The 23,030-nt window shown below is 64.0% G+C and carries 18 protein-coding genes; 1 reads left to right on the top strand and 17 read right to left on the bottom strand.

Going from position 1 to position 23,030, the window contains the following annotated elements; all coding sequences use genetic code 11:
• Window positions 1-4: 4 nt before the first annotated feature.
• The 10 genes from ACA097_RS14880 to ACA097_RS14835 form a co-directional block, all read right to left on the bottom strand.
• The gene (locus tag ACA097_RS14880; protein ID WP_043255926.1) at window positions 5-1,423 is read right to left on the bottom strand and encodes an FAD-dependent oxidoreductase; all 1,419 of its coding nucleotides are present in this window, start codon (window positions 1,421-1,423) and stop codon (window positions 5-7) included.
• Window positions 1,424-1,450: 27 nt separating this feature from the next.
• Window positions 1,451-5,896, bottom strand: coding sequence for a glutamate synthase large subunit (gene gltB, locus ACA097_RS14875; protein ID WP_160288623.1), 4,446 nt, complete (start codon window positions 5,894-5,896; stop codon window positions 1,451-1,453).
• Between the two features lie 220 nt (window positions 5,897-6,116).
• Entirely contained in the window at window positions 6,117-7,790 is a 1,674-nt protein-coding gene (locus tag ACA097_RS14870) for an AAA family ATPase (RefSeq protein WP_371364178.1), read from the bottom strand.
• A gap of 6 nt (window positions 7,791-7,796) precedes the next feature.
• Entirely contained in the window at window positions 7,797-8,903 is a 1,107-nt protein-coding gene (gene aroB / locus ACA097_RS14865) for a 3-dehydroquinate synthase (RefSeq protein WP_043255932.1), read from the bottom strand.
• A 51-nt stretch (window positions 8,904-8,954) separates the two neighbouring features.
• The gene (gene aroK, locus ACA097_RS14860; protein ID WP_371364176.1) at window positions 8,955-9,473 is read right to left on the bottom strand and encodes a shikimate kinase AroK; all 519 of its coding nucleotides are present in this window, start codon (window positions 9,471-9,473) and stop codon (window positions 8,955-8,957) included.
• Window positions 9,474-9,481: 8 nt separating this feature from the next.
• A complete protein-coding gene (gene pilQ, locus ACA097_RS14855; protein ID WP_160288625.1) occupies window positions 9,482-11,569 on the bottom strand; it encodes a type IV pilus secretin PilQ in 2,088 nt (695 codons plus the stop codon).
• 57 nt (window positions 11,570-11,626) lie between these two features.
• On the bottom strand, window positions 11,627-12,151 hold the full coding sequence (gene pilP, locus ACA097_RS14850) for a type 4a pilus biogenesis lipoprotein PilP (RefSeq protein WP_043255936.1): 525 nt from the start codon (window positions 12,149-12,151) through the stop codon (window positions 11,627-11,629).
• On the bottom strand, window positions 12,148-12,828 hold the full coding sequence (gene pilO, locus ACA097_RS14845) for a type 4a pilus biogenesis protein PilO (RefSeq protein WP_052355394.1): 681 nt from the start codon (window positions 12,826-12,828) through the stop codon (window positions 12,148-12,150). The genes pilP and pilO overlap by 4 nt, the downstream gene beginning before the upstream one ends.
• Entirely contained in the window at window positions 12,825-13,424 is a 600-nt protein-coding gene (gene pilN / locus ACA097_RS14840) for a type 4a pilus biogenesis protein PilN (protein ID WP_043255938.1), read from the bottom strand. The genes pilO and pilN overlap by 4 nt, the downstream gene beginning before the upstream one ends.
• On the bottom strand, window positions 13,424-14,488 hold the full coding sequence (locus tag ACA097_RS14835) for a pilus assembly protein PilM (protein WP_371364173.1): 1,065 nt from the start codon (window positions 14,486-14,488) through the stop codon (window positions 13,424-13,426). The genes pilN and ACA097_RS14835 overlap by 1 nt, the downstream gene beginning before the upstream one ends.
• A 185-nt stretch (window positions 14,489-14,673) precedes the next feature.
• Between ACA097_RS14835 and ACA097_RS14830 the strand changes: the two genes are divergently transcribed.
• Window positions 14,674-17,115 (top strand): penicillin-binding protein 1A, encoded by a 2,442-nt coding sequence (locus ACA097_RS14830; protein ID WP_371364171.1) that lies wholly within the window; start codon window positions 14,674-14,676, stop codon window positions 17,113-17,115.
• Window positions 17,116-17,306: 191 nt separating this feature from the next.
• On the opposite strand, the gene ACA097_RS14825 is transcribed toward ACA097_RS14830, so the two are convergent.
• From ACA097_RS14825 to epd, 7 genes are all read right to left on the bottom strand, one after another.
• Window positions 17,307-17,798 carry a YgjP-like metallopeptidase domain-containing protein gene (locus ACA097_RS14825; RefSeq protein ID WP_043257828.1) on the bottom strand — a complete coding sequence of 164 codons (492 nt, stop codon included), beginning with the start codon at window positions 17,796-17,798 and terminating at the stop codon, window positions 17,307-17,309.
• Window positions 17,799-17,861: 63 nt separating this feature from the next.
• A complete protein-coding gene (locus ACA097_RS14820) occupies window positions 17,862-18,632 on the bottom strand; it encodes a methyltransferase domain-containing protein (RefSeq protein ID WP_371364168.1) in 771 nt (256 codons plus the stop codon).
• A gap of 41 nt (window positions 18,633-18,673) precedes the next feature.
• Complete coding sequence (locus ACA097_RS14815; RefSeq protein WP_043255947.1) at window positions 18,674-19,099, bottom strand: hypothetical protein; 426 nt, start codon at window positions 19,097-19,099, stop codon at window positions 18,674-18,676.
• 74 nt (window positions 19,100-19,173) lie between these two features.
• On the bottom strand, window positions 19,174-20,238 hold the full coding sequence (gene fba, locus ACA097_RS14810) for a class II fructose-bisphosphate aldolase (RefSeq protein ID WP_043255948.1): 1,065 nt from the start codon (window positions 20,236-20,238) through the stop codon (window positions 19,174-19,176).
• A 91-nt stretch (window positions 20,239-20,329) separates the two neighbouring features.
• Window positions 20,330-20,671 carry an MliC family protein gene (locus ACA097_RS14805; RefSeq protein ID WP_043255949.1) on the bottom strand — a complete coding sequence of 114 codons (342 nt, stop codon included), beginning with the start codon at window positions 20,669-20,671 and terminating at the stop codon, window positions 20,330-20,332.
• A gap of 99 nt (window positions 20,672-20,770) precedes the next feature.
• Window positions 20,771-21,934, bottom strand: a complete 1,164-nt coding sequence (locus ACA097_RS14800) for a phosphoglycerate kinase (protein ID WP_043255951.1) — start codon at window positions 21,932-21,934, stop codon at window positions 20,771-20,773.
• A gap of 34 nt (window positions 21,935-21,968) precedes the next feature.
• Window positions 21,969-23,006, bottom strand: a complete 1,038-nt coding sequence (gene epd, locus ACA097_RS14795) for an erythrose-4-phosphate dehydrogenase (RefSeq protein ID WP_371364165.1) — start codon at window positions 23,004-23,006, stop codon at window positions 21,969-21,971.
• Window positions 23,007-23,030: the final 24 nt, after the last annotated feature.

Raw genomic sequence — 23,030 nt, 5'->3', positions numbered from 1 at the left:
GCGATTACACGCCCAGGTAGTCCAGGATGCCTTCGGCAGCCGTGCGGCCCTCGAAGATCGCAGTCACCACCAGGTCGGAACCACGGACCATGTCGCCACCGGCGAAGATCTTCGGGTTGCTGGTCTGGTGCTTGAACTGCGCGGCGGCCGGGGCGATGACGCGGCCCTGGCTGTCGATTTCCACCTGGTGCTGGTCGAACCACGGCGCCGGGCTCGGACGGAAACCGAAGGCGATCAGCACGGCTTCCGCCGGGATGATTTCCTCGGAGCCCGGGATCGGCTCGGGGCTGCGACGGCCGCGGGCGTCCGGCTCGCCGAGACGGGTCTCGACCACCTTCACGCCTTCCACCTTGTCCTCGCCGACGATGGCGATGGGCTGGCGGTTGAAGAGGAACTTCACGCCTTCTTCCTTGGCGTTCTTCACCTCTTTGCGCGAGCCGGGCATGTTCTCTTCGTCACGGCGATAGGCGCAGGTAACGGCCTTGGCGCCCTGACGGATCGAGGTGCGGTTGCAGTCCATCGCGGTGTCACCACCGCCCAGAACCACCACGCGCTTGCCCTTCATGTCGATGAAGTCTTCCGGCGACTTCTCGAAGCCCAGGTTGCGGTTCACGTTGGCGATCAGGAAGTCCAGCGCGTCTGTCACGCCGGGCAGGTCCTCGCCGGGGAAGCCGCCTTTCATATAGGTGTAGGTGCCCATACCCATGAAGACTGCGTCGTACTCGTCGAGCAGTTGCTGCATGGTCACGTCCTTGCCGATCTCGGTGTTCAGACGGAACTCGATGCCCATGCCGGTGAAGACCTCGCGGCGACGGCTCATCACCTGCTTTTCCAGCTTGAACTCGGGGATGCCGAAGGTCAGCAGGCCACCGATTTCCGGGTTCTTGTCGAACACCACCGGGGTCACGCCGTTGCGCACCAGCACGTCGGCGCAGCCCAGGCCGGCCGGGCCGGCACCGATCACGGCAACGCGCTTGCCGGTCGGCTTGACCTTGGACATGTCCGGGCGCCAGCCCATGGCGAAGGCGGTGTCGGTGATGTACTTCTCCACCGAGCCGATGGTCACCGCGCCGAAGCCGTCGTTCAGGGTGCAGGCGCCTTCGCAGAGGCGATCCTGCGGGCACACCCGGCCGCAGACTTCCGGCAGGGTGTTGGTCTGGTGCGACAGCTCGGCGGCGGCCAGGATGTTGCCTTCGGAGACCAGCTTCAGCCAGTTGGGGATGAAGTTGTGCACCGGGCACTTCCACTCGCAGTACGGGTTGCCGCAACCCAGGCAGCGATGCGCCTGGTCAGCCGCCTGCTGCGGCTTGAACAGGTCGTAGATCTCCACGAACTCGCGCTTGCGTTGGCGCAGGAGCTTCTTCTTCGGATCCTTGCGCCCGACTTCGATGAACTGGAAGTCGTTATTCAGACGTTCAGACATTTCAAGACCTCTTTCGACTTCAGGCGCTTATTGCGGGTTGGCACGGGTGCTGGTCAGCAGGGAGCCGAGGCTCGCCGCCTTGGGTTTGACCAGCCAGAAGCGACGCAGGTAGTCGTCGAGGTTTTCCAGCAGGTTCGCACCCCACTCGCTCGCCGTTTCCGCAACATATTCCACCAGGACCTTGCGCAGGTGACTGCGGTAGGCCTCCATCGCTTCACCGCTGATCCGCTGGATTTCCACCAGCTCATGGTTCACGCGGTCGACGAAGGTGTTGTCCATGTCGAGGACGTAGGCGAAGCCACCGGTCATGCCGGAGCCGAAGTTGTAGCCGGTCTTGCCCAGTACGCAGACGAAACCGCCGGTCATGTATTCGCAGCAGTGGTCGCCAGTGCCTTCCACGACCGCGTGAGCACCGGAGTTACGCACGCCGAAACGCTCGCCCGCGGTGCCGGCGGCGAACAGCTTGCCGCCAGTGGCGCCGTACAGGCAGGTGTTGCCGACGATGGCCGACTCCTGGGTCTTGAACGGGCTGCCCTTGGGCGGGGTGACGACCAACTTGCCGCCGGTCATGCCCTTGCCCACGTAGTCATTGGCGTCGCCTTCGAGGTACAGGTTCAGGCCGCCGGCGTTCCACACGCCGAAGCTCTGCCCTGCAGTGCCCTTGAAGCGGAAGGTGATCGGCGACTTGGCCATGCCCTGGTTGCCGTGGCGCTTGGCGATTTCGCCAGAGACACGAGCACCGATGGAACGGTCGCAGTTGCAGATGTCCAGCTCGAACTCGCCGCCGGTGGCGCCCTCGATGGCCGAACGCGCCAGGTCGATCATCTTTTCGGCCAGCAGACCCTGGTCGAACGGCGGGTTCTTCTCGACTTCGCAGAACTGCGGCTTCTCGGCCGGAATCAGGTCGCTGCCCAGCAGCGGAGTCAGGTCGAGGTTGCCCTGCTTGGCGGTTTCACCCGGCAGGACTTCCAGCAGGTCGGTGCGACCGATCAGCTCGGCGAGGCTGCGCACGCCCAGCTTGGCTAGCCACTCGCGGGTCTCACTGGCGATGAAGGTGAAGAAGTTCGTCACCATCTCGACCGTGCCAATGAAGTGGTCCTTGCGCAGCTTGTCGTTCTGGGTGGCCACGCCGGTGGCGCAGTTGTTCAGGTGGCAGATGCGCAGGTACTTGCAGCCCAGGGCGATCATCGGCGCGGTGCCGAAGCCGAAGCTCTCGGCGCCGAGGATGGCCGCCTTGATCACGTCCAGGCCGGTCTTCAGGCCGCCGTCGGTCTGCACGCGGACCTTGCCGCGCAGGTCGTTGCCGCGCAGGGTCTGGTGCGCTTCGGCGAGGCCCAGCTCCCACGGGCTACCGGCGTACTTGATGGAGGTGATCGGCGATGCGCCGGTACCGCCGTCGTAGCCGGAGATGGTGATCAGGTCCGCGTAGGCCTTGGCCACGCCGGCGGCGATTGTGCCGACGCCAGGCTCGGACACGAGCTTCACCGAAACCAGCGCCTGCGGGTTGACCTGCTTGAGGTCGAAGATCAGCTGGGCGAGGTCTTCGATGGAGTAGATGTCATGGTGCGGCGGCGGCGAAATCAGCGTCACGCCCGGCACTGCGTAGCGCAGGCGAGCGATTAGGCCGTTGACCTTGCCGCCCGGCAGCTGGCCGCCCTCGCCGGGCTTGGCGCCCTGGGCCACCTTGATCTGCAGGACCTCGGCGTTGACCAGGTATTCCGGGGTCACGCCGAAGCGGCCGGTGGCCACCTGCTTGATCTTCGAGCTTTTCAGCGTGCCGTAGCGCGCCGGGTCCTCGCCGCCCTCACCGGAGTTGGAGCGGCCGCCCAGGCGGTTCATCGCCTCGGCCAGGGCCTCGTGGGCCTCCGGCGACAGCGCGCCGAGGGAAATGCCGGCGGCATCGAAGCGCTTGAAGATGGACTCCAGCGGCTCGATCTCGTCGAGGCTCAGCGGCTGCGCGGCGGTCTTCACCTTCAGCAGGTCGCGGATCATCGACACCGGACGGTTGTCCACCAGCGCGGTGTATTCCTTGAATTTTTCGTAGTCACCTTGCTGCACGGCGGCCTGCAGGGTGTTCACCACGTCCGGGTTGTAGGCGTGGTACTCGCCGCCGTAGACGAACTTCAGCAGGCCACCTTGCTGGATGGTCTTGCGGTTGTTCCAGGCTTCGCCGGCGAGCAGCTTCTGCTCGTTCTCGATGTCGATGAAGCGCGCACCCTGGATGCGGCTCGGCACGCCCGGGAAGCACAGGTCGGTGACTTCGTCGGCCAGGCCAATGGCTTCGAACAGCTGGGCGCCACGGTAGGAGGCGATGGTGGAGATGCCCATCTTCGACAGGATCTTCATCAGGCCCTTGGAGATGCCCTTGCGGTAGTACTTGAACACCTCGTAGAGGTCGCCCAGCACTTCGCCGGTACGGATCAGGTCGGCCAGCACCTCGTAGGCGAGGAACGGGTAGACCGCGGACGCACCGAAGCCGACCAGCACCGCAAAGTGGTGCGGGTCACGGGCGGTGGCGGTTTCCACCAGGATGTTGGAGTCGCAGCGCAGACCGGTCTGCACCAGGCGGTGGTGCACGGCGCCGACAGCCAGGGCCGCGTGCACCGGCAGCTTGCCGGGAGCGATGTGACGGTCGGACAGCACCAGCAGCACCTTGCCGGCGCGCACGGCCTCCTCGGCCTGGTCGGCGATGTTGCGCACGGCCGCTTCGAGGCCGACGGACTCGTCGTAGTTCAGATCGATGTGATGACGATCGAAGCCCGGACGATCCAGGTTCATCAGGCTGCGCCACTTCGCCGGGGAGATCACCGGGGTGGTCAGGATCGCCTGGTTGGCGTGGTGCGCCGACTCTTCGAAGATGTTCTGCTCGACGCCCAGGCAGGTTTCCAGGGACATCACGATCGCTTCGCGCAGCGGGTCGATCGGCGGGTTGGTCACCTGCGCGAAGACCTGGCGGAAGTAGTCGTAAGGCGAACGGATACGCTTGGACAGCACCGCCATCGGGGTGTCGTCGCCCATCGAGCCGACCGCTTCCTGGCCCTGCTCGGCGAGCGGGCGCAGCACCTGGTCACGTTCCTCGAAGGTGACCTGGAACATCTTCATGTACTGCTTGAGCTGGTCGCTGTCGTAGCTGGCCGCACCCTGGTCGTCGTCCAGCGACGCCTGGATGCGCAGCGCGCTCTGACGCAGCCACTGCTTGTACGGGTGGCGCGACTTCAGGCGGTTGTCGATGTCCTCGGTCTGCAGCAGCTGGCCGGTCTCGGTGTCCACCGCGAGGATCTGGCCCGGGCCGACACGGCCCTTGGCCAGGACGTCCTCGGGCTTGTAGTCCCACACGCCGATTTCCGAAGCCAGGGTGATGTAGCCGTTCTTGGTGGTGACCCAGCGCGCCGGGCGCAGACCATTACGGTCGAGCAGGCAGACGGCGTAGCGGCCGTCGGTCAGCACCACGCCGGCGGGACCGTCCCATGGCTCCATGTGCAGCGAGTTGAATTCGTAGAACGCGCGCAGGTCGGCGTCCATGGTCTCGACGTTCTGCCAGGCCGGCGGAATGATCATGCGCAGGCCACGGAACATGTCCATGCCGCCGGTGACCATCAGCTCGAGCATGTTGTCCATGCTCGAGGAGTCCGAACCCACGCGATTCACCAGCGGGCCGAGCTCGTCGAGGCTCGGCATGTACTCGTTGGTGAACTTGCCGCGACGGGCCTGTGCCCAGTTGCGGTTGCCGGTGATGGTGTTGATCTCGCCGTTGTGCGCCAGCAGGCGGAACGGCTGGGCCAGCGGCCATTTCGGCAGGGTGTTGGTGGAGAAGCGCTGGTGGAAGACGCAGATGGCGGTCTTCAGGCGCTCGTCCGAGAGGTCCGGATAGAAGGCGGCGAGGTCCGCCGGCATCATCAGGCCCTTATAGATGATGGTCTTGTGCGAGAAGCTGCAGACGTAATGGTCAGCATCGGCGGCGTTGGACACCGAGGAACGGCGACGCGCGCAGAACAGCTTCACGGCGAAATCCTGGTCGGACAGGCCTTCGCCGCCGACGAACACCTGCTCGATCTGCGGCAGGCGCTCCAGGGCCAGGCGACCGAGCACGCTGGTGTCGATCGGCACCTTGCGCCAGCCGACCAGTTGCAGGCCTTCGGCCTCGATCTCGCGGTTCATGTTCGCGCGAGCGGCCTCGGCTTTCACCGGGTCCTGGTTGAAGAAGACCATGCCCACCGCGTACTGGGCGGGCAGATCGGTCGCGAATTCGGCTTTCGCCACCGCACGCAGGAACTCATCGGGCTTCTGGATCAGAAGGCCGCAGCCGTCCCCGGTTTTCCCGTCCGCGTTGATCCCACCTCGGTGGGTCATGCAGGTCAGTGCTTCGATGGCGGTTTGCAGAAGCTCATGGCTCGGCTCGCCCTGCATATGGGCGATCAGGCCGAATCCGCAGTTATCCTTGAACGTCTCAGGATGGTACAGACCTGCTTTCATAGGGAACTCTCACCGGCAAAACTTTTTTAATTCAGCGACTTCACCTGTCTTCTCGCTCAAGCGGCAAGTTTCCGACAGGCAAAGGGAGGCCATTGTACATAGCTACATTGCGTGTCACAAATTTTTGGCGACAGACTGAAATTCAATGTCGCATCTATGAAAGAAAAAACCCGTCAGTCGTGATCTCGACTGACGGGTTTTCATTTTTGCGACAGCAGGATCAGTGGCTGCCAGCGATGTCCTGCTGGATGCTGGCGAAGGTGCGCGGCCAGGGTTTGGCTGCCTGCACCTTGGCCGAAAGGCCCTTGACCGCTGCCTGGGCGGCAGCGCGACTTGGGAAGCTGCCGTAGGTGACCACGTAGATCGGCTTGCCCTGCAAGGTCTTGCGGAAGTAGCGGTACTCGCCGCCGCCTTGCTGGCTGATGAAGGCCTTGGCATTGGCTTCCGAAGCGGTGCCCAGCACCTGCACCGCATAGTGCGCGGCCGGCTGCGAACGATACCACTGGCTGCCAGCGCCGCCACCACTGGCGACCGGCGCCTTGGCAGGAGCCGCCGCCTTGGCGACAGGCTTGGACTCTGCCGGTTTGCTGGCCGGTTTGGCAACTGGTTTGGCAACTGGCTTGACCGGCTCTGCCTTGGCAACCGGCGCAGGCTTGCTTACCGGCTCGGGAACCGGAGCGACCGGCTGCACAGGCTGGACGGGCGCACTGCTGGCAATGGCAGCGGTTGGCGCCGGCGGAACCGGATTGAGCGGCTGCGGAGCAGTCTTGCTGGCGAGCGGCGTCACCGGCGGCGCGGAGGTCGTCACGGTCGGCGGAACGTCCGCGGACGGCATGCCGCCTTCGTCGGCGTCTTCCTGCCCGCCAGCCTGCGCCATGGACTCGCGAATCACCGGCTGCGACTGGCCTACCAGCGGCAGCGGCACCGGCTGGTTGGAGCCAGCGAACTCTACCGACGGCCCCGAACCATTGGCAGTCGGCGCCTGAGCACCCGGCTGCGCCTGGCTGGAAGCCTGGGCAGGCGCCTCTGGTTTGCTGGTACGAGCCTGCATGAACCAGGCCGCAACCACGCCGATGGCAACCACACCCAGCACCAGCAGGTGCTTCTTCGGCAGACGCACGGGGGAAGTGGCAGCCGCCTTGCGGGCACCGCCACGGTCGGCCAGCATCGCCTCGATCAAGGCGTCGCGCGCCACCTGGTTGATCGAGCCCGGCCAGCCGCCGGACTGCTCCTGAATGTCGGCCAGCAGATCGTCGGAAATCAGCTCACCACCCTGGCCAGCACCCTCAAGGCGCTGCGCCAGGTACTCGCGGGTTTCTTCCTCCGTGTAGGGCTGCAGCTCGATGGCGTGGAAGCGCTCCTCGCCCTCCGAAAGCCCTTCGAGGCGGGAAAGCAGCTCCGGCTCACCGAAGAGGAACACATGCAGGCGGGCTTCGCTGTTACCGGCAGCCAGCAACAGGAGCACCTCGAGCGCGCCGTCGCGTAGCTGCTCGGCATCATCCACCAGCAAGTAGACGTCCTGCCCGGTGATGGCGAGCTGAGCCACCTTGGCAAGAGTCGCCTCGATGCTCACCTGGGTGATGCCCAGGCCCTGCGCCAGCTGACGCATCAGGGTGGCTTCGTCGGCCGCCGAACGACCGGAGATCACCACACTGGAGACGGCATCCTTGTTCGTGCTGGCGACCAGCGCCTGGCGCAGCAGCGTCTTGCCGCTACCCAGTGGACCGGTCACCGCTAGCAGCAGGTGGCTGTAGCGGGCCAGGTGATGCAGCTGACCAAGCACCGGCTTGCGCTGCGCCGGGAAGAACTTGAAGCCGGGCACCCGCGGAGCGAAGGGGTCGTGGCTGAACTGATAGTGGGCCAGGAAGGCCTCATCGGCATGCAAGCTGGACATGGGACCTCAATGTTCTCCTAACTGATCGGCCAGGGCCTGATAATCAGTACGCAGCGTTTCTTCCAGAATTTCACGGGGGAATTCGGCCGTGACCACTGCAGCCCCCATCCCTTGCAACAAGACCAGACGTAGCCGGCCATCGAGTACTTTCTTGTCTACCGCCATGTGCTCAAGGAAATGCTCGACTGTCATTTCCTGCGGCGGCACGATCGGCAACCGCGCTCGACGCAGCAGGCGGATACCGCGGTCGCGCTGCTCGACACTGAGCCACCCTAGACGATGCGACATCTCCAGTGCCATCACGGTTCCGGCAGCCACGGCCTCGCCGTGCAGCCAGACGCCGTACCCCATGTGCGTCTCGATGGCATGGCCGAACGTGTGCCCCAGGTTGAGGGTCGCACGCACGCCGGATTCACGCTCGTCTGCCCCGACGACACGCGCCTTGGCGGCGCAGGAGCGCTCGATAGCTTCGCTCAGTGCGGTAGGCTCGAGCGCCAGTAACTGTTCGATATTCGCTTCCAGCCAAGCCAGGAAGGGCTCGTCGCAGATCAGCCCGTACTTGATGACCTCGGCCAGGCCAGCGGACAGCTCACGCGGCGGCAAAGTGCGCAGCGAAGCGGCATCGATCACCACAGCCTGCGGCTGGTAGAAAGCACCCACCATGTTCTTGCCCAGCGGGTGGTTGATGCCGGTCTTGCCGCCCACCGAAGAGTCCACCTGGGACAACAGCGTGGTCGGCACCTGAATGAAGTCGACACCGCGCTGGTAGCAGGCGGCTGCAAATCCGGTCATGTCACCGATGACACCACCGCCCAGAGCGATCAGCGTAGTCTTGCGGTCATGCCGAGCTTCGAGCAACGCGTCGAAGATCAATTGCAGGGTTTCCCACTGTTTGTACGCCTCGCCATCCGGCAGCACCACGGCGATCTGCGCATACCCCGACAGCGTCTTCTGCAGGCGCTCCAGGTACAGCGGCGCAATGGTCTCGTTAGTGACGATCGCCACCTGCTTGCCACGAATGTGCGGCGCGAAGTAATGCGGGTCGTCGAGCAGCCCCTCCCCGATGTAGATCGGGTAGCTGCGGTCGGCGAGATCGACAGTCAGTGTGCGCATGAAGCCCCCAGGCAAGAAAGGGCATTAGGATAACGCAGAACCGGGCGGCCTTTAATGGCGCTCCAGCCTGCGCAGACGATCGAGTATCTCAAGAACCACCAGGCGCGGCGGCCGCTCGTCGGTTTCCACCACCACGTCGGCGACTTCCCGATAGAGCGGATCGCGCTGAGCCATGAGGTCTCGCAGGATCTGCCCGGGATTCGGCTTCTGCAGCAGGGGCCGATTCTTGTCGCGCGCGGTACGGGCGATCTGCTGATCGACAGACGCATGCAGGTAGATGACCTTGCCGCCGGTCTTCAGCGCCGCGCGGTTGGCCTCACGCAGGACGGCGCCGCCACCCGTGGCAATCACCATCCCGCTGCTGGAACAGAGCTCGGCGAGCATCGCCTGTTCCCGCTCACGGAAACCGACTTCGCCTTCGACATCGAAGATCCAGGGGATATTGGCACCGCAGCGCTGCTCGATTTCCTTGTCGGAATCCTTGAAATCGAGGTGCAGCTCCTTGGCAAGAAGACGCCCGATGGTGCTTTTTCCAGCTCCCATCGGGCCAACCAGAATCAGATTAGGCACGGCATTGATCAACGATCGATAGCAATGGCCTGATTATTCATGATCCGGGGAGTGAGGAAAACCAGAAGCTCGTTCTTGGTGTCCGTCACGTAGTCATTCTTGAACAGGCGACCGACTACCGGCACATCACCCAGGAACGGTACCTTCGCGGTCGTCTTGGTCTGAGTGTTGGAGAACACACCACCGATAACGATGGTCTCGCCGTCATTGACCAGGACCTTGGCGTTGACCTCGTTCTTCTTGATCGGAGGCACACCGAGCAGCGCGTTCTGGTAGTCCGGCTCGTCCTTGTTCACCTTGACCTGCATGATGATGCGGTTGTCAGGAGTGATCTGCGGAGTGACTTCCAGAGACAGTGCGGCCTCCTTGAAGGAAACCGAGGTCGCGCCGCTGGAGCTCGCTTCCTGGTACGGAACCTCGGTACCTTTCAGGATCTTCGCGGTCTCCTTGTCCGAGGTGACCACCTTGGGCTGCGATACCACTTCACCGTTACCGGTCTTTTCCATCGCGTTGAGCTGAAGATCGAGAACGGTGTTGTTGGTCACGAAGCCGATGCCGATACCGGACGTCGGAGTAGTAGTGCTCACGCCCAGGTCAACGAAGGTTTGCGAGGTGCTGTCGGTGCCACCGGAAACGTTCCAGTTGCCCCGATTGCTCAGCGAGCCGCTCCAGTTCACACCCAGCTCCTTGGTGTAATCGACGCTCGCCTCGACGATACGAGCCTCGATCATCACCTGGCGCACAGGGATGTCGAGCTGCGAAACGATACGGCGCAGCTCGTCCAGGCGGTCCTGGGTCTGGTAGGCGATGATCGAGTTGGTGCGATCATCCACGGTGATCGAACCGCGGTTATCGGTGTTCGCGGTCGCGGCCGAAGCACCACGACCGGTAGCGCTACCGGTAACCGACTGGAACAGCTTGGCAATATCAGACGCCTTGGCGTAGTTCACCTGGATCAACTCACGACGCAGGGGCGCCAGTTCGGCAATCTGTTTCTGCGCCTCCAGCTCCTGGCGCTCGCGAGCGGCGATCTCGTCAGCCGGCGCCACCAGAAGCACGTTGCCGATCTTGCGCTTGTCCAGGCCCTTGGTCTTGAGCACCAGATCCAGCGCCTGGTCCCAGGGCACGTTCTGCAGGCGCAGGGTGATGTTGCCCTGCACAGTATCGGAAGCCACCAGGTTCAGGTCGGTGAAGTCGGCGATAAGCTGCAGGACGGAGCGTACGTCGATGTCCTGGAAGTTGAGCGACAGCTTCTCGCCGGTGTAGGCGAATGTGTCCTTCTTGCGCTTCTCGGCATCACCGGCGCTGAGCGGTTTGATGCTCACGGTCATGCGGTTGTCGGTCTGATACACCAGATAATCGAACAGACCGCTCGGCTCGATGTTGATGGTGGCGTTTCCACCCGCTTCCGAAGCGTTGACGAACTGCACCGGAGTGGCGAAGTCCTTCACGTCCAGGCGCACACGCAGGCTTTCAGGAAGCTGCGTCTTGGGGAAATTCAGGCGAATCTTGCCGCCTTGCTCCTGAATGTCCGGGCTGACACCAGGATCGGAGAGGTCGATGACGACATTGCCTTCACCCTGATCACCGCGCTGGAAGTCGATGTTGCGAATCGCCTTGCCGGCCGGAATGTAAGGCTTGGGCTGCGCCGGACGAGCCGAAGAGGCATAGCTGGTCGCCGCCGGCGTTGCACTGGCAACGGGTGCGGAAGCTCCAGTGCCCTGGCCGACGAGAATGAACAGGTTGTTGCCCTGGGTCCGGGTCGAATACGGCACCAGCGTGCCCAAGTTGATGATCAACCGGGTTCGATCCTTGGCCTCGACAACCGTCACGCTGCGGGCGTTACCCACGCCCAACTCGCGGTTCTTGCTGCCCAGTTTGTTCTGCACACCAGGCAGATCCAGCGCGATACGCGCGGGTTGCTCGATGGTATAGCCGCGCGGCGCCACCACAGGCTGGTCGAAGCCGAGCTTGAGCTCCACGCGATCGCCCGGCAGCGAGGCCACGTCAAGGCTCTGCAGGTCGGCCGCAAGCAGATGCGGTGCAAAAAGGCCTACCAGCAGGGCAACGCCCAGGCGGGTCATCGTTCTGTTCATCGTCGTCTGAATCCGTCGCGCAGACAGCAGTTTGTAATTCATGGTCATCCCCGCCCCTTAGGACCTTTCCTTGAGCGTCAGGGAGCGCGGCCGTTCCAGCCAGCCCCCCTCTCCGTCAGGAACGATCTCGACTACATCGATCTTGCCTTCGCTGATGGATACGATCTTTCCATCATTACGCCCCAGGTAGTCCCCAACCCTCACCCGATGCACCCCTCCGGCACCGCGAACGAGGCCGAACATGCCTTGCGGATTCGACAGCGTACCCACCATCTCGAAAGTTTCGATGTTGAAGCCTTCGAGGAACTGCTTGACCCGGGTCTCGTCAGGCTTGACCACCTTCGAGCCCTTCTGCTTAACCGCCAGGTCGATCTTCACCGGTGGCTGGAACGGGCTGCGCAGCGACGAGGCGTTATAGGTAAATGCTTCGTAAGGCTGGAACTTGGGCAGCGGCTCGATCGCACCCTTGGGCTTGGCGCGAACTTGATCCATATAGGCCTGCAGGTCAGCGTAATCGCCGCCGGCCCCGCAACCAGCCAACATCAACGTAACCAAGCCGCTCAGTATCAGGCGAGTCTTCATTGTTTGGCCCCCGCCGAAGCTGCCGGTTTACCTGCAGCAGGTTTGCTGCCCGGCTTGGCCTGTACCGTCTTGTCGTTATAGCGATAGGTCTTAGCCACGATTGTCATGCGCAGCTTGCTGGTGCTGTCCGCGCTCGCAGGCTTGATCTCGAAATCATGCAACGTGACGATTCGCGGCAAGCTCGATACACCGCTGACGAATGTCGCCAAGTCGTGATAGCCGCCCACCACGCTGATCTGTATCGGCAGTTCGATGTAGAACTGTTGCGTCGCCTCAGGCAGAAGCTTGATCTCTTCGAACTCGAGACCGCTACCCAGACCGGTACGGGTAATGTCCTCCAGCAGCCCAGGCACCTCGGTATCGCTGGGCAGCTGGCGCAGCAGAGCGCCGAAGGACTCTTCCATCTCCTTCATCTGCGCCTTGTAGGCATCCAGGTTGGCCGCCTGGAACGCCTTGCTCGCGAACTGCTGCTTGAGGGTTTCTTCCTCGGTGCGGCGCTGATCGAGCTGGTCCTGCATGTCCTTGAGGTGGAAGTTGTATCCCAGCGCCAGCACCACAGCCATCAGCAGCGCACCGGCGATCACCTTCACCGCAACCGGCCAGGAGCCGAGGTTGTTCAGGTCCAGTTCGTTGATGTCGATCTTGCGCAAGCTTTCAAGGGATTCGGCCAGACTCATTTCTTGGCTCCTTGCGCGGCCACTTTCTTCTCTTGCTCCTGAGCCTTCTCGCTCGGCTGCGTCTGCTGGACGGTCAGCTGGAAGGTGTTGGCCTGGTCGACAGCGCCCTGGGTCACCGCCTTGACCTCTGTGAGGTTCGGCGCGGTCAGCCACTCGGAAGCGTCCAGGTTGCGCATCAGGTTGGAAACCCGGTTGTTCGACTCGGCAGCGCCTGCGATGGCGATGCTCTTGCCGCTCATTTTCAGGTCCGTGTAGTACACGCCGTCGGGCAAGGTGCGCACGAGCTGGTCGAAGATGCGCCCGATGATCGGACGGTTACCCTGCAGGTCCTGGATGATTTTCATCCGCTCAAGCAATTGCTGGCGACGGGTCTTGAGCTCGCTGATTTCCTTGATACGCGCATCGAGGACACTGATTTCCTTGCGCAGGAAGTCGTTACGCGCAGTCTGGTTCTCGATCGCCGAGCTGAAGTACTGGTCGCCCAGGAACACCAGGCCGGCGGACACCAGCAGGACACCACCGAGTGCCACCAGGAACCGCTGCTTGCGCTCCTCGCGAAGCTGTTCGCGCCACGGCAGTAGGTTGATGCGTGCCATCAGTCGAAACTCCTCATCGCCAGACCGCAGGCAATCATCAGCGCGGGCGCATCACTGGCCAGCGCCCCGGCGTTCACCTTGCTGCTCAGGGCCATGTCGGCGAAGGGGTTGGCTACCAGGGTGGGCGTGCCGATCTTCTGCTGGATCAGGCGATCCAGATCCGGGATCGAAGCCGTGCCACCGGCGAGCAGGATGTAATCGACGTCGTTGAACTGACCTGCGGCGAAGAAGAACTGCAGGGAACGGGACACCTGCTGAACCACCGCATCCTTGAACGGCTGCAGCACTTCGCTTTCGTAGTCGTCCGGGAGCCCGCCCTGTTTCTTCGCCAGGCCAGCCTCTTCGACCGACAGACCATAGCGACGCTGGATCTCTTCGGTAAGTTGGCGCCCGCCGAACAGTTGCTCACGGGTATAGATAGTGCGGCCGTGGTGCAGCACGCTCAGGGTCGTCATGGTCGCGCCAATGTCGACCACAGCGATCGTCAGCTCATCGGCGTTACCGCCCAACTGGTCACCGAGCAGACCGAAGGCGCGCTCCAGGGCGTAGGCCTCGACATCGACCACCTTGGCGGTCAGCCCTGCAAGCGCCAGCGCAGCTTCGCGCACCTCGACGTTTTCCTTGCGGCAGGCCGCCAGGAGCACATCGACGCGCTCAGCGTTGCGAGCCGATACCCCCTGGACCTCGAAGTCGATGGCGACTTCCTCCAGGGGGTAGGGGATGTACTGGTCCGCCTCGATCTTGAGCTGGTTTTCCAGCTCATCCTCGGAGAGGCCAGCATCCATCTCGATGGATTTGGTGATGACCGCCGATCCGGCGACGGCGACGGCGGCGGTTTTCACGCCGGTGCGCGCCTTGGCGACCACGCGCGACAGCGCCTGGCCGACCCCCTCCAGTTCGGCGATGTTCTTTTCTACCACCGCGTTCGGGGGCAGCGGCTCGACCGCGTAAGCCTCGACCTTGAAGCGGCCACCGGAGCGGCTCAACTCAAGGAGCTTGACCGAAGTCGAACTGATGTCGATCCCCAGCAGTGTGTTCGCTTTCTTATTGAAGAGCCCTAGCACGACTGATTTCCTATCAGCATCCGAGACTTACGGACGATTTATGTTTTTTGACATTAGATACCAGACTTGACACCCGCGCAAATAGCTCGCTGGCAAAAAAACTGCTTATAATGTGAACAGCTTTTCCCTTTTCGCCGCGCGTTTCGCTTAACTCTTTCTTTTCCCTGGAAATCCAAGACCTTCCAATGCGCCTGCTGAAGTTTCTGTGGTGGACTTGCGTCGCCATTTTTTGTGGAGTGCTGCTCAGTTTAAGCGGCGCTTATCTCTACCTCAGTCCCAACCTGCCCTCGGTAGACGCCCTGCGCAACGTGCAGCTGCAGATCCCGCTGCGCGTTTACAGCAGTGATAACAAATTGATAGCAGAGTTCGGTGAGATGCGCCGGACGCCCATTCGCTTCGCGGACATTCCCCCAGACTTCATTCACGCCCTGCTGTCCGCCGAGGACGATAATTTCGCCAATCATTATGGCGTGGACGTGAAGAGCCTGATGCGCGCTGCCGCGCAATTATTAACGACCGGGCACATCCAGACTGGCGGCAGCACGATCACCATGCAGGTCGCGAAGAACTACTTCCTGACCAACGAGCGCAGCTTCTCGCGCAAGATCACCGAAATCCTCCTGGCCCTGCAGATCGAGCGCGAGCTGACCAAGGACGAGATCCTCGAGCTCTACATCAACAAGATCTACCTGGGTAACCGTGCCTACGGCATCGAGGCCGCCGCTCAGGTCTACTACGGCAAGTCGATCAAGGAGCTGAGCCTGGCGCAGATGGCGATGATCGCCGGCCTGCCCAAGGCGCCATCGCGCTACAACCCGCTGGCGAACGTGGCGCGCAGCATGGAGCGGCGCAACTGGATCCTCGAGCGGATGAACAAGCTCGGCTTCATCGACCAGGCCCGCTACCAGGCCGCCATTGCCGAGCCCGTGGCCGCGTCCTACCACGTGCCGAGCCCCGAGCTGAATGCCCCCTATATCGCCGAAATGGCCCGCGCCGAAATGGTCGGCCGCTACGGCAGCAACGCCTATACCGAGGGCTACCGCGTCTACACCACCGTGCACAGCGATTTGCAGAGCAACGCCAACGATGCCCTGCGCGACGGCCTCCAGGAATACGACCAGCGCCACGGCTACCGCGGCCCGGAAGCTCGCCTGCCCGGCAAGTCCATGGACGCCTGGCGCCAGGCAATCGCCCAGCAACGCCCGCTCGGCGGCCTGGAGCCAGCCATCGTCACCCGCGTTGAAAAAAGCGGCGTCATGGTCCTGCTGCGCGATGGCAAGGACGAGACCATCAGTTGGGACAACATGAAGTGGGCCCGCCCCTTCCTCAGCAGCAACAGCATGGGCCCGGTACCTCGCCAGCCCAACGATGTGCTGCAGGCAGGCGACGTGATTCGCGTGCAGCGCCGCGACGACGGCAGCCTGCGCCTGACCCAGGTGCCCGCCGCGCAAAGCGCCCTCGTTTCGCTGAACCCGCGCAACGGCGCCATCATGGCGCTGGTCGGTGGCTTCTCCTTCGAGCAGAGCAGCTACAACCGCGCCGCCCAGGCCAAGCGCCAACCCGGCTCCAGCTTCAAGCCGTTCATCTACAGCTGCGCGCTGGACAATGGCTTCACCGCCGCCAGCCTGGTCAACGATGCACCGATCGTCTTCGTCGACGAATACCTGGACAAGGTCTGGCGACCGAAGAACGACACCAACACCTTCCTCGGCCCCATTCCGCTGCGCGAGGCGCTCTACAAGTCGCGCAACATGGTGTCGATCCGCGTGCTGCAATCGCTCGGTGTAGACCGTGCGCGCAACTACATCAGCCGCTTCGGCTTCGACGTCCAGGAGCTGCCGCCCAACCTGTCCATGGCACTGGGCACCGCAACCCTGACGCCGCTGGAAATCGCCGGCGCCTGGAGCACCTTCGCCAACGGCGGCTACAAGGTCAGCCCCTACATAGTCGACCGCGTCGAGAGCCGTGACGGCCAGGTGCTGTTCCAGGCCAATCCGGCCAGCGTACCGGTCGACGACACTGCCCAGGCCGCCGGCCAGGGCCAGGCCACCGCGCAGCCAACCGCCGCGCCCGTCGAGGACAACGATCCGGCACACGCCAAGACCACCTACGAGCCAACTCCGGCCGAACGCATCATCGACGCCCGCACCGCCTACATCATGACCAGCATGCTGCAGGACGTTATCAAGCGCGGCACCGGCCGCCGCGCCCTGGCGCTGAAGCGTGACGACCTGGCAGGCAAGACCGGCACCACCAACGACTCCAAGGACGCCTGGTTCTCAGGCTTCAACGCCGACTACATGACTACCGTGTGGGTTGGCTTCGATCAGCCGGAAAGCCTCGGCCGCATGGAGTTCGGCGGCAACGTCGCACTGCCGATCTGGATGCGCTACATGGGCGCCGCACTGAAGGACAAGCCATCGCATGTGCTGCCCGAACCGCCGGGCCTGGTCAGCCAGCGCATCGATCCGGTCAGCGGCCGCGCCGCGCCGCCAGGAACGCCGGGGGCCTACTTCGAACTGTTCAAGGCCGAGGACACTCCGCCGCCGATGAACGAGCTGGCTCCCGGCACCTCGCCCGGCTCAGGCATGCCGGCTGACGAAGGCACGCCGATGGACCTGTTCTGATCCGCGCAAAGCCCCTCTCCGGAGGGGCTTTTGCTATGCCCGAGAAAATTTCTCAAGGTTTGATAGCAATCTGCCAAGCCTTTGATTAACCTCGGGATGCGGCGGAAAGCAGCGCCTGTGCAATCGACCCCATCCGATTCGCCGGGCGCTGCCCGCAGCAACCTTTCGAAGGCGCGCAATGCGCCGCGCGATCAGCCCAGTTCGCGCCAGGTCAGATAGACGCGCAGGTCGAATTCCAGCTGGTGATAGCTGGGCAGCATGTATTCGCAGAGCTGGTAGAACGCCTTGTTGTGATCGCGCTCGCGCAGGTGCGCGAGCTCGTGAACCAGGATCATCTGCAGAAACTCCGGCGCCGCCTCCTTGAACAGCGAGGCCACACGGATTTCCTTCTTCGCCTTCAGCTTGCCGCCCTGCACCCGCGAGATCGCAGTGTTCAGCCCGAGCGCGCGCTGCACCACATCCAGCTTGTTGTCGTAGAGGACCTTGTCCACCGCCGGCGCGTTGCGCATGTGCTCCTGCTTAAGCTGCATGGCATAGGCGTACAGCGCCTTGTCGCTCTGCACTTCGTGGCGCCCGGGATAGCGCTTTTCCAGGTATTCGCCCAGGCGCTCTTCGGCGATCAGCTGGCGCACCTGGTCCTGCAGATGTTGCGGGTAAGCCTGGAGATAACGGAGCGGTTGCATGGACATGGCGAGGAAGGCGAAGGGGCGCGCAGTCTAGCCGATCCGCGCGCCGCCCGGCAGCGCTCAGCCCAGCGCGACCGACGAGTAGGCCTCGGTGCGGTAGGGGAAGGCGACCTGCTGCTGCCCGCGCAAGGCCGGATGGTTGTCGATCAGATCCTGCAGGCGCTGCTCGACCCGCGCCTTCTGCTCCGCCGGCAAGGCCGCGATGAAGCTGATGGACAGGGTACGCGCGACTATCACTTGCTCCGCCGGGCCAACGTGCTGGTGGCTGAACTCGCGCAGCTGCAACGGCCCGAACGGCGCACCGGCGAAGGCTCGGCGCCATTCGCCGGTATGGAAGCGCGGGGTGCTGCCCTCGTAGGGCGCGACTATGTGGGTCAGTTCGGCGACCCAGTCGACGCGCTCGTCGCGCACGTTCCACACCAACCCCAGATGTCCGCCCGGGCGCAGCACGCGATGAATCTCGCGCAGCGCAGCCGCACTGGCGAACCAGTGGAATGCCTGCGCGCAGAGCATCGCATCTTGGCTCGCATCGGCCAGCGGCATGCCCTGGGCGGTGCCTTCCAGAACGCGCACGCCGGGCAGCTCCTCGGCCAGCTTGTCGCGCATGGCCGCCACCGGCTCGATGGCGCAGACTTCAGCACCGCTGCGCAACAACAGGCGAGTGAACTTGCCGGTGCCCGCACCGAGATCGACCGCCTTGCTTCCTGCAGTTATCCCCAGGCGCTCGTGCATCCATTCGAGCAACTCGTCGGGGTAGTCCGGGCGCCCGTGGGCGTATGTCTGGGCCTCCAGGCCGAAGCCCTGGCGGGCGCTGGCATGCACGTTTTCCATGGAACCACTCTCCGCTGCGGAATCGCCTCGGTATAGCACAGTCAGCGCAGGCGGCAGGCCTTGCCGTCGAGGTAGTCGCGGTAGCAGGCGAGCAGCCTGGCATCACTGATGTGGCAGCGCTTCTGCCGGCATTCGCTCTGGAAGTCGAAGCGCCCACCGTCAGGATCGGCCAGCTGGATGCGCAAGGCCGGCCAGCCGTTGCGGGGGGCCTTCTCCGGCGTGGTCAACAGACGCCCTTCGCTTTGCACCAGGGCGCCGCCGGCAGCGGCGTAGTCGAAGACGAACAGCAGGGTACGCGAGGTCTTCAACGTGCACTCGGTATGGCTGAGGCAGTTCTGTGCGTCGGCAGGCAGGCTGACCGCTGGCGCCCGCGGCGGCGCGACTTCGGCGGGCGGCGCCTCGCTGGACGGGTGACCGGCGCAACCGGCGAGCAGCAGGACCAGCAGGGGAAACAGCCAGCGCAGCATGGGCGACCTCTCTTCTCGGGGCTCGGATATGAAAGAGCCCCGCAGGGGCGGGGCTCTTCAGGTGCGGGGCCGGATCAGTTGATCTTCGGCTCCAGCTCACCTTTGGCGTAGCGCTGGAACATGCCTTCCAGGGAGATCGGCTTGATCTTCGAGGCATGGCCGGCGGTGCCGAAGGCTTCGTAGCGGGCGATGCAGACATCGCGCATGGCTTCGATGGTCTTGGCGAAGTATTTGCGCGGGTCGAACTCGCTCGGGTTCTTCGCCAGGAAGCGACGAATGGCGCCGGTGGAGGCCAGGCGCAGGTCGGTGTCGATGTTCACCTTGCGCACGCCGTACTTGATGCCTTCGACGATTTCCTCGACCGGCACGCCGTAGGTTTCGGGGATCTCGCCGCCGAACTCGTTGATGATCGCCAGCCAGTCCTGCGGAACCGAGGAGGAGCCGTGCATCACCAGGTGGGTACCCGGAATGCGCGCGTGGATCGCCTTGATGCGGTCGATGGCGAGGATGTCGCCGGTCGGCGGCTTGGTGAACTTGTAGGCGCCGTGGCTGGTGCCGATGGCGATGGCCAGGGCGTCGACCTTGGTCTTCTTCACGAAGTCGGCGGCTTCTTCCGGGTCGGTCAGCAGCTGGCTGTGATCCAGAACGCCTTCGGCGCCGACGCCGTCTTCTTCACCGGCCATGCCGGTTTCCAGCGAACCCAGGCAGCCCAGCTCGCCTTCCACGGACACGCCGCAGGCGTGGGCGAAAGCCACGGTCTGCTGGGTCACGCGGACGTTGTATTCGTAGTCGGCCGGAGTCTTGCCGTCTTCCTTCAGCGAGCCGTCCATCATGACCGAGCTGAAGCCCAGCTGGATGGAGCGCTGGCAGACGTCAGGGCTGGTGCCGTGGTCCTGGTGCATGCACACCGGGATGTGCGGGAATTCTTCGATGGCGGCCAGGATCAGGTGACGCAGGAAGGGCGCGCCGGCGTATTTGCGGGCACCGGCGGAGGCCTGCACGATCACCGGGGAGTCGGTCTTGTCGGCCGCTTCCATGATGGCGCGCATCTGCTCGAGGTTGTTGACGTTGAAGGCCGGAACGCCGTAGCCGAACTCGGCGGCGTGATCCAGCATTTGGCGCATGCTGATGAGTGCCATGTTTTCACTTCTCCCAGAAGTTGGGCTCGATCTGTGGTTCGAAAGCCTGCCCCAGGGGCAGGCCGTATTCAAGTCTCTTGCGCCGCGCGGCCTAGCGGGCGTGGCAATCGCGGCCGATCAGGTCGTTGCTTTCCACCCAGTACACCACTCCGCGGTCGCCATTGATGCTGAAGCCGACCAGTCCGTCGCTATAGAAAGCGCCGGAACCGCCGGGTTCCTCTTCGAGGTGGTGGACCACGTCGTCCTCGCCCAGGCGCAGATCGACGACCGCCGAGCGCGACGATCCCTCGACATAGCGCCAGATCACCTGCGCATTGGTGTCGCAGACCCAGTGGTTCCAGCCGCTGCCCTTCACCGAACCGGCGCTTCCGGACGGATGGCTGGAGCAGCCGGCCAGCACGGCGAGCAGGGCCAGGGCGTAACAAGGCTTCATCGGGCAACTCTCCCTATCGGCGGCAACAACGGTGCCCGTCTTGCGGCCGAGCTCTCGCCTGACGCGGCGAACCATAGCAACGGCCGCCGCGTTCGATCCTTACTGCTTGGCGCGCTGTTCCAGCACTTCCACGGCCGGCAGGACCTTGCCCTCGACGAACTCGAGGAAGGCGCCGCCACCGGTGGAAATGTAGGAGATCTGCTCGGCCACGCCGTACTTGTCGATGGCAGCCAGGGTGTCGCCACCGCCAGCGATGGAGAACGCCGGGCTTTCGGCAATGGCCTTGGCCAGGGTCTTGGTGCCTTCGCCGAACTGGTCGAACTCGAAGACGCCGACCGGACCGTTCCACAGGATGGTCTTGGACGACTTCAGCAGCTCGGCGAACTGGGCGGCGGTCTGCGGGCCGATGTCGAGGATCATGTCGTCGTCGGCAACGTCGGCGATGGCCTTGACGGTGGCAGCGGCGCTTTCAGCGAATTCCTTGGCCACGACCACGTCCACCGGCAGCGGCACGCTGACCTTGGCGGCGATGGCCTTGGCGGTGTCGACCAGGTCGGCTTCGTACAGCGACTTGCCGACTTTGTAGCCAGCAGCAGCCAGGAAGGTGTTGGCGATGCCGCCGCCAACGATCAGTTGGTCGCAGATCTGCGCCAGGCTGTTCAGCACGTCGAGCTTGGTCGACACCTTGGAGCCGGCGACGATGGCGGCCATCGGGCGGGCCGGGTTGCCCAGGGCCTTGCCCAGGGCGTCCAGCTCGGCGGCCAGCAGCGGGCCGGCGGCAGCGACCTTGGCGAACTTGGCCACGCCGTGGGTCGAGCCCTCGGCGCGGTGGGCGGTGCCGAAGGCATCCATGACGAAGACGTCGCACAGGGCGGCGTACTTCTGCGCCAGCTCGTCGGCGTTCTTCTTCTCGCCCTTGTTGAAGCGCACGTTCTCGAACAGCACGACTTCACCGGCTTTCACTTCGACGCCGTCGAGGTAGTCCTTGACCAGCGGCACTTCACGGCCCAGGGCCTTGCTCAGGTAGGCGGCGACCGGCTGCAGGCTGTTCTCTTCGGAGTATTCGCCTTCGGTCGGACGACCCAGGTGCGAGCAGACCATCACCGCCGCGCCCTTCTCCAGGGCCAGCTTGATGGTGGGCAGGGAGGCCAGGATGCGAGCGTCGCTCTTCACCACGCCGTCCTTCACCGGCACGTTGAGGTCCTCGCGGATCAGCACGCGCTTACCTTGGAGGTCGAGGTCGGTCATCTTCAAAACGGTCATGACGTCAGTCCTGTCTGGGCTGTTTGAATTGCGTTCATTGGGCGACCCGCAGGAAATGCCCCGCGGTGTCGAGCATACGGTTGGCGAAGCCCCATTCGTTGTCGAACCAGGCCAGCAGGTTCACCAGGCGCGGACCGGAAACTCGGGTCTGGCTGCCGTCGACGATCGCCGAATGCGGGTCGTGGTTGAAATCGCAGCTGGCGTGGGGCAGCTCGGTGTAGTCCAGCAGGCCCTTCAGCGGCCCGTGGTTGGCGGCTTCGCGCAGCACCTTGTTGATTTCCGCGGCGGAAGTGTCGCGGGCGACCTGCAGGGTGATGTCGAGCGCCGAGACGTTCACCGTCGGCACCCGCACGGCTTTGGCCTGGATACGCCCGGCAAGTTCCGGAAGCAGTCGCTCGATGCCGCGTGCGAGGCCCGTCGACACCGGGATCACCGACTGGAAGGCCGAACGCGTGCGGCGCAGGTCTTCGTGGTGGTAGGCGTCGATCACCGGCTGGTCGTTCATCGCCGAGTGGATGGTGGTGATGGAGACGTACTCGATGCCCACCGCCTCGTTCAGCAACTTGAGCAGCGGCACGCTGCAGTTGGTGGTGCAGGAGGCGTTGGACACCAGCTTCTCGGCGCCGCTCAGCTGCTGCTGGTTGATGCCGAAGACCACGGTGGCGTCGATATCGGCCTCGCTGGCCATCGGCTGCGAGAACAGCACGCGCGGCGCCCCGGCGGCCAGGAAGCGCTCACCATCGGCGCGGGTGTGGTAGACGCCGGAGCACTCCAGCACCAGGTCGATGTCCAGCGCGGCCCAGTCGATGGCCTCGGGCTCGGCCTGGCGCAGTACCTTCACGCAATCGCCGCCGACATGCAGGCAGCCATCGGCCACGCGCACCTCGCCGGGGAAACGGCCGTGGGTGGAGTCGAAGCGGGTCAGGTATTCCAGGCTGGGCAGGTCGGCCAGGTCGTTCAGCGCGACGATGGAAAAACCGGCGGCGGCGCCACGCTCATGCAGGGCGCGGAAGACGCAGCGGCCGATGCGGCCGTAGCCGTTGAGGGCGACTCGGTAAGGGCGCTTGGACATTGTTATCCCTTGGCGATCACCGCC

This window comes from Pseudomonas sp. QL9 (genome assembly GCF_041409665.1).
In the GTDB taxonomy this organism is placed as follows: domain Bacteria; phylum Pseudomonadota; class Gammaproteobacteria; order Pseudomonadales; family Pseudomonadaceae; genus Pseudomonas; species Pseudomonas knackmussii.
This window is presented reverse-complemented; position numbering and strand designations above follow the sequence as displayed.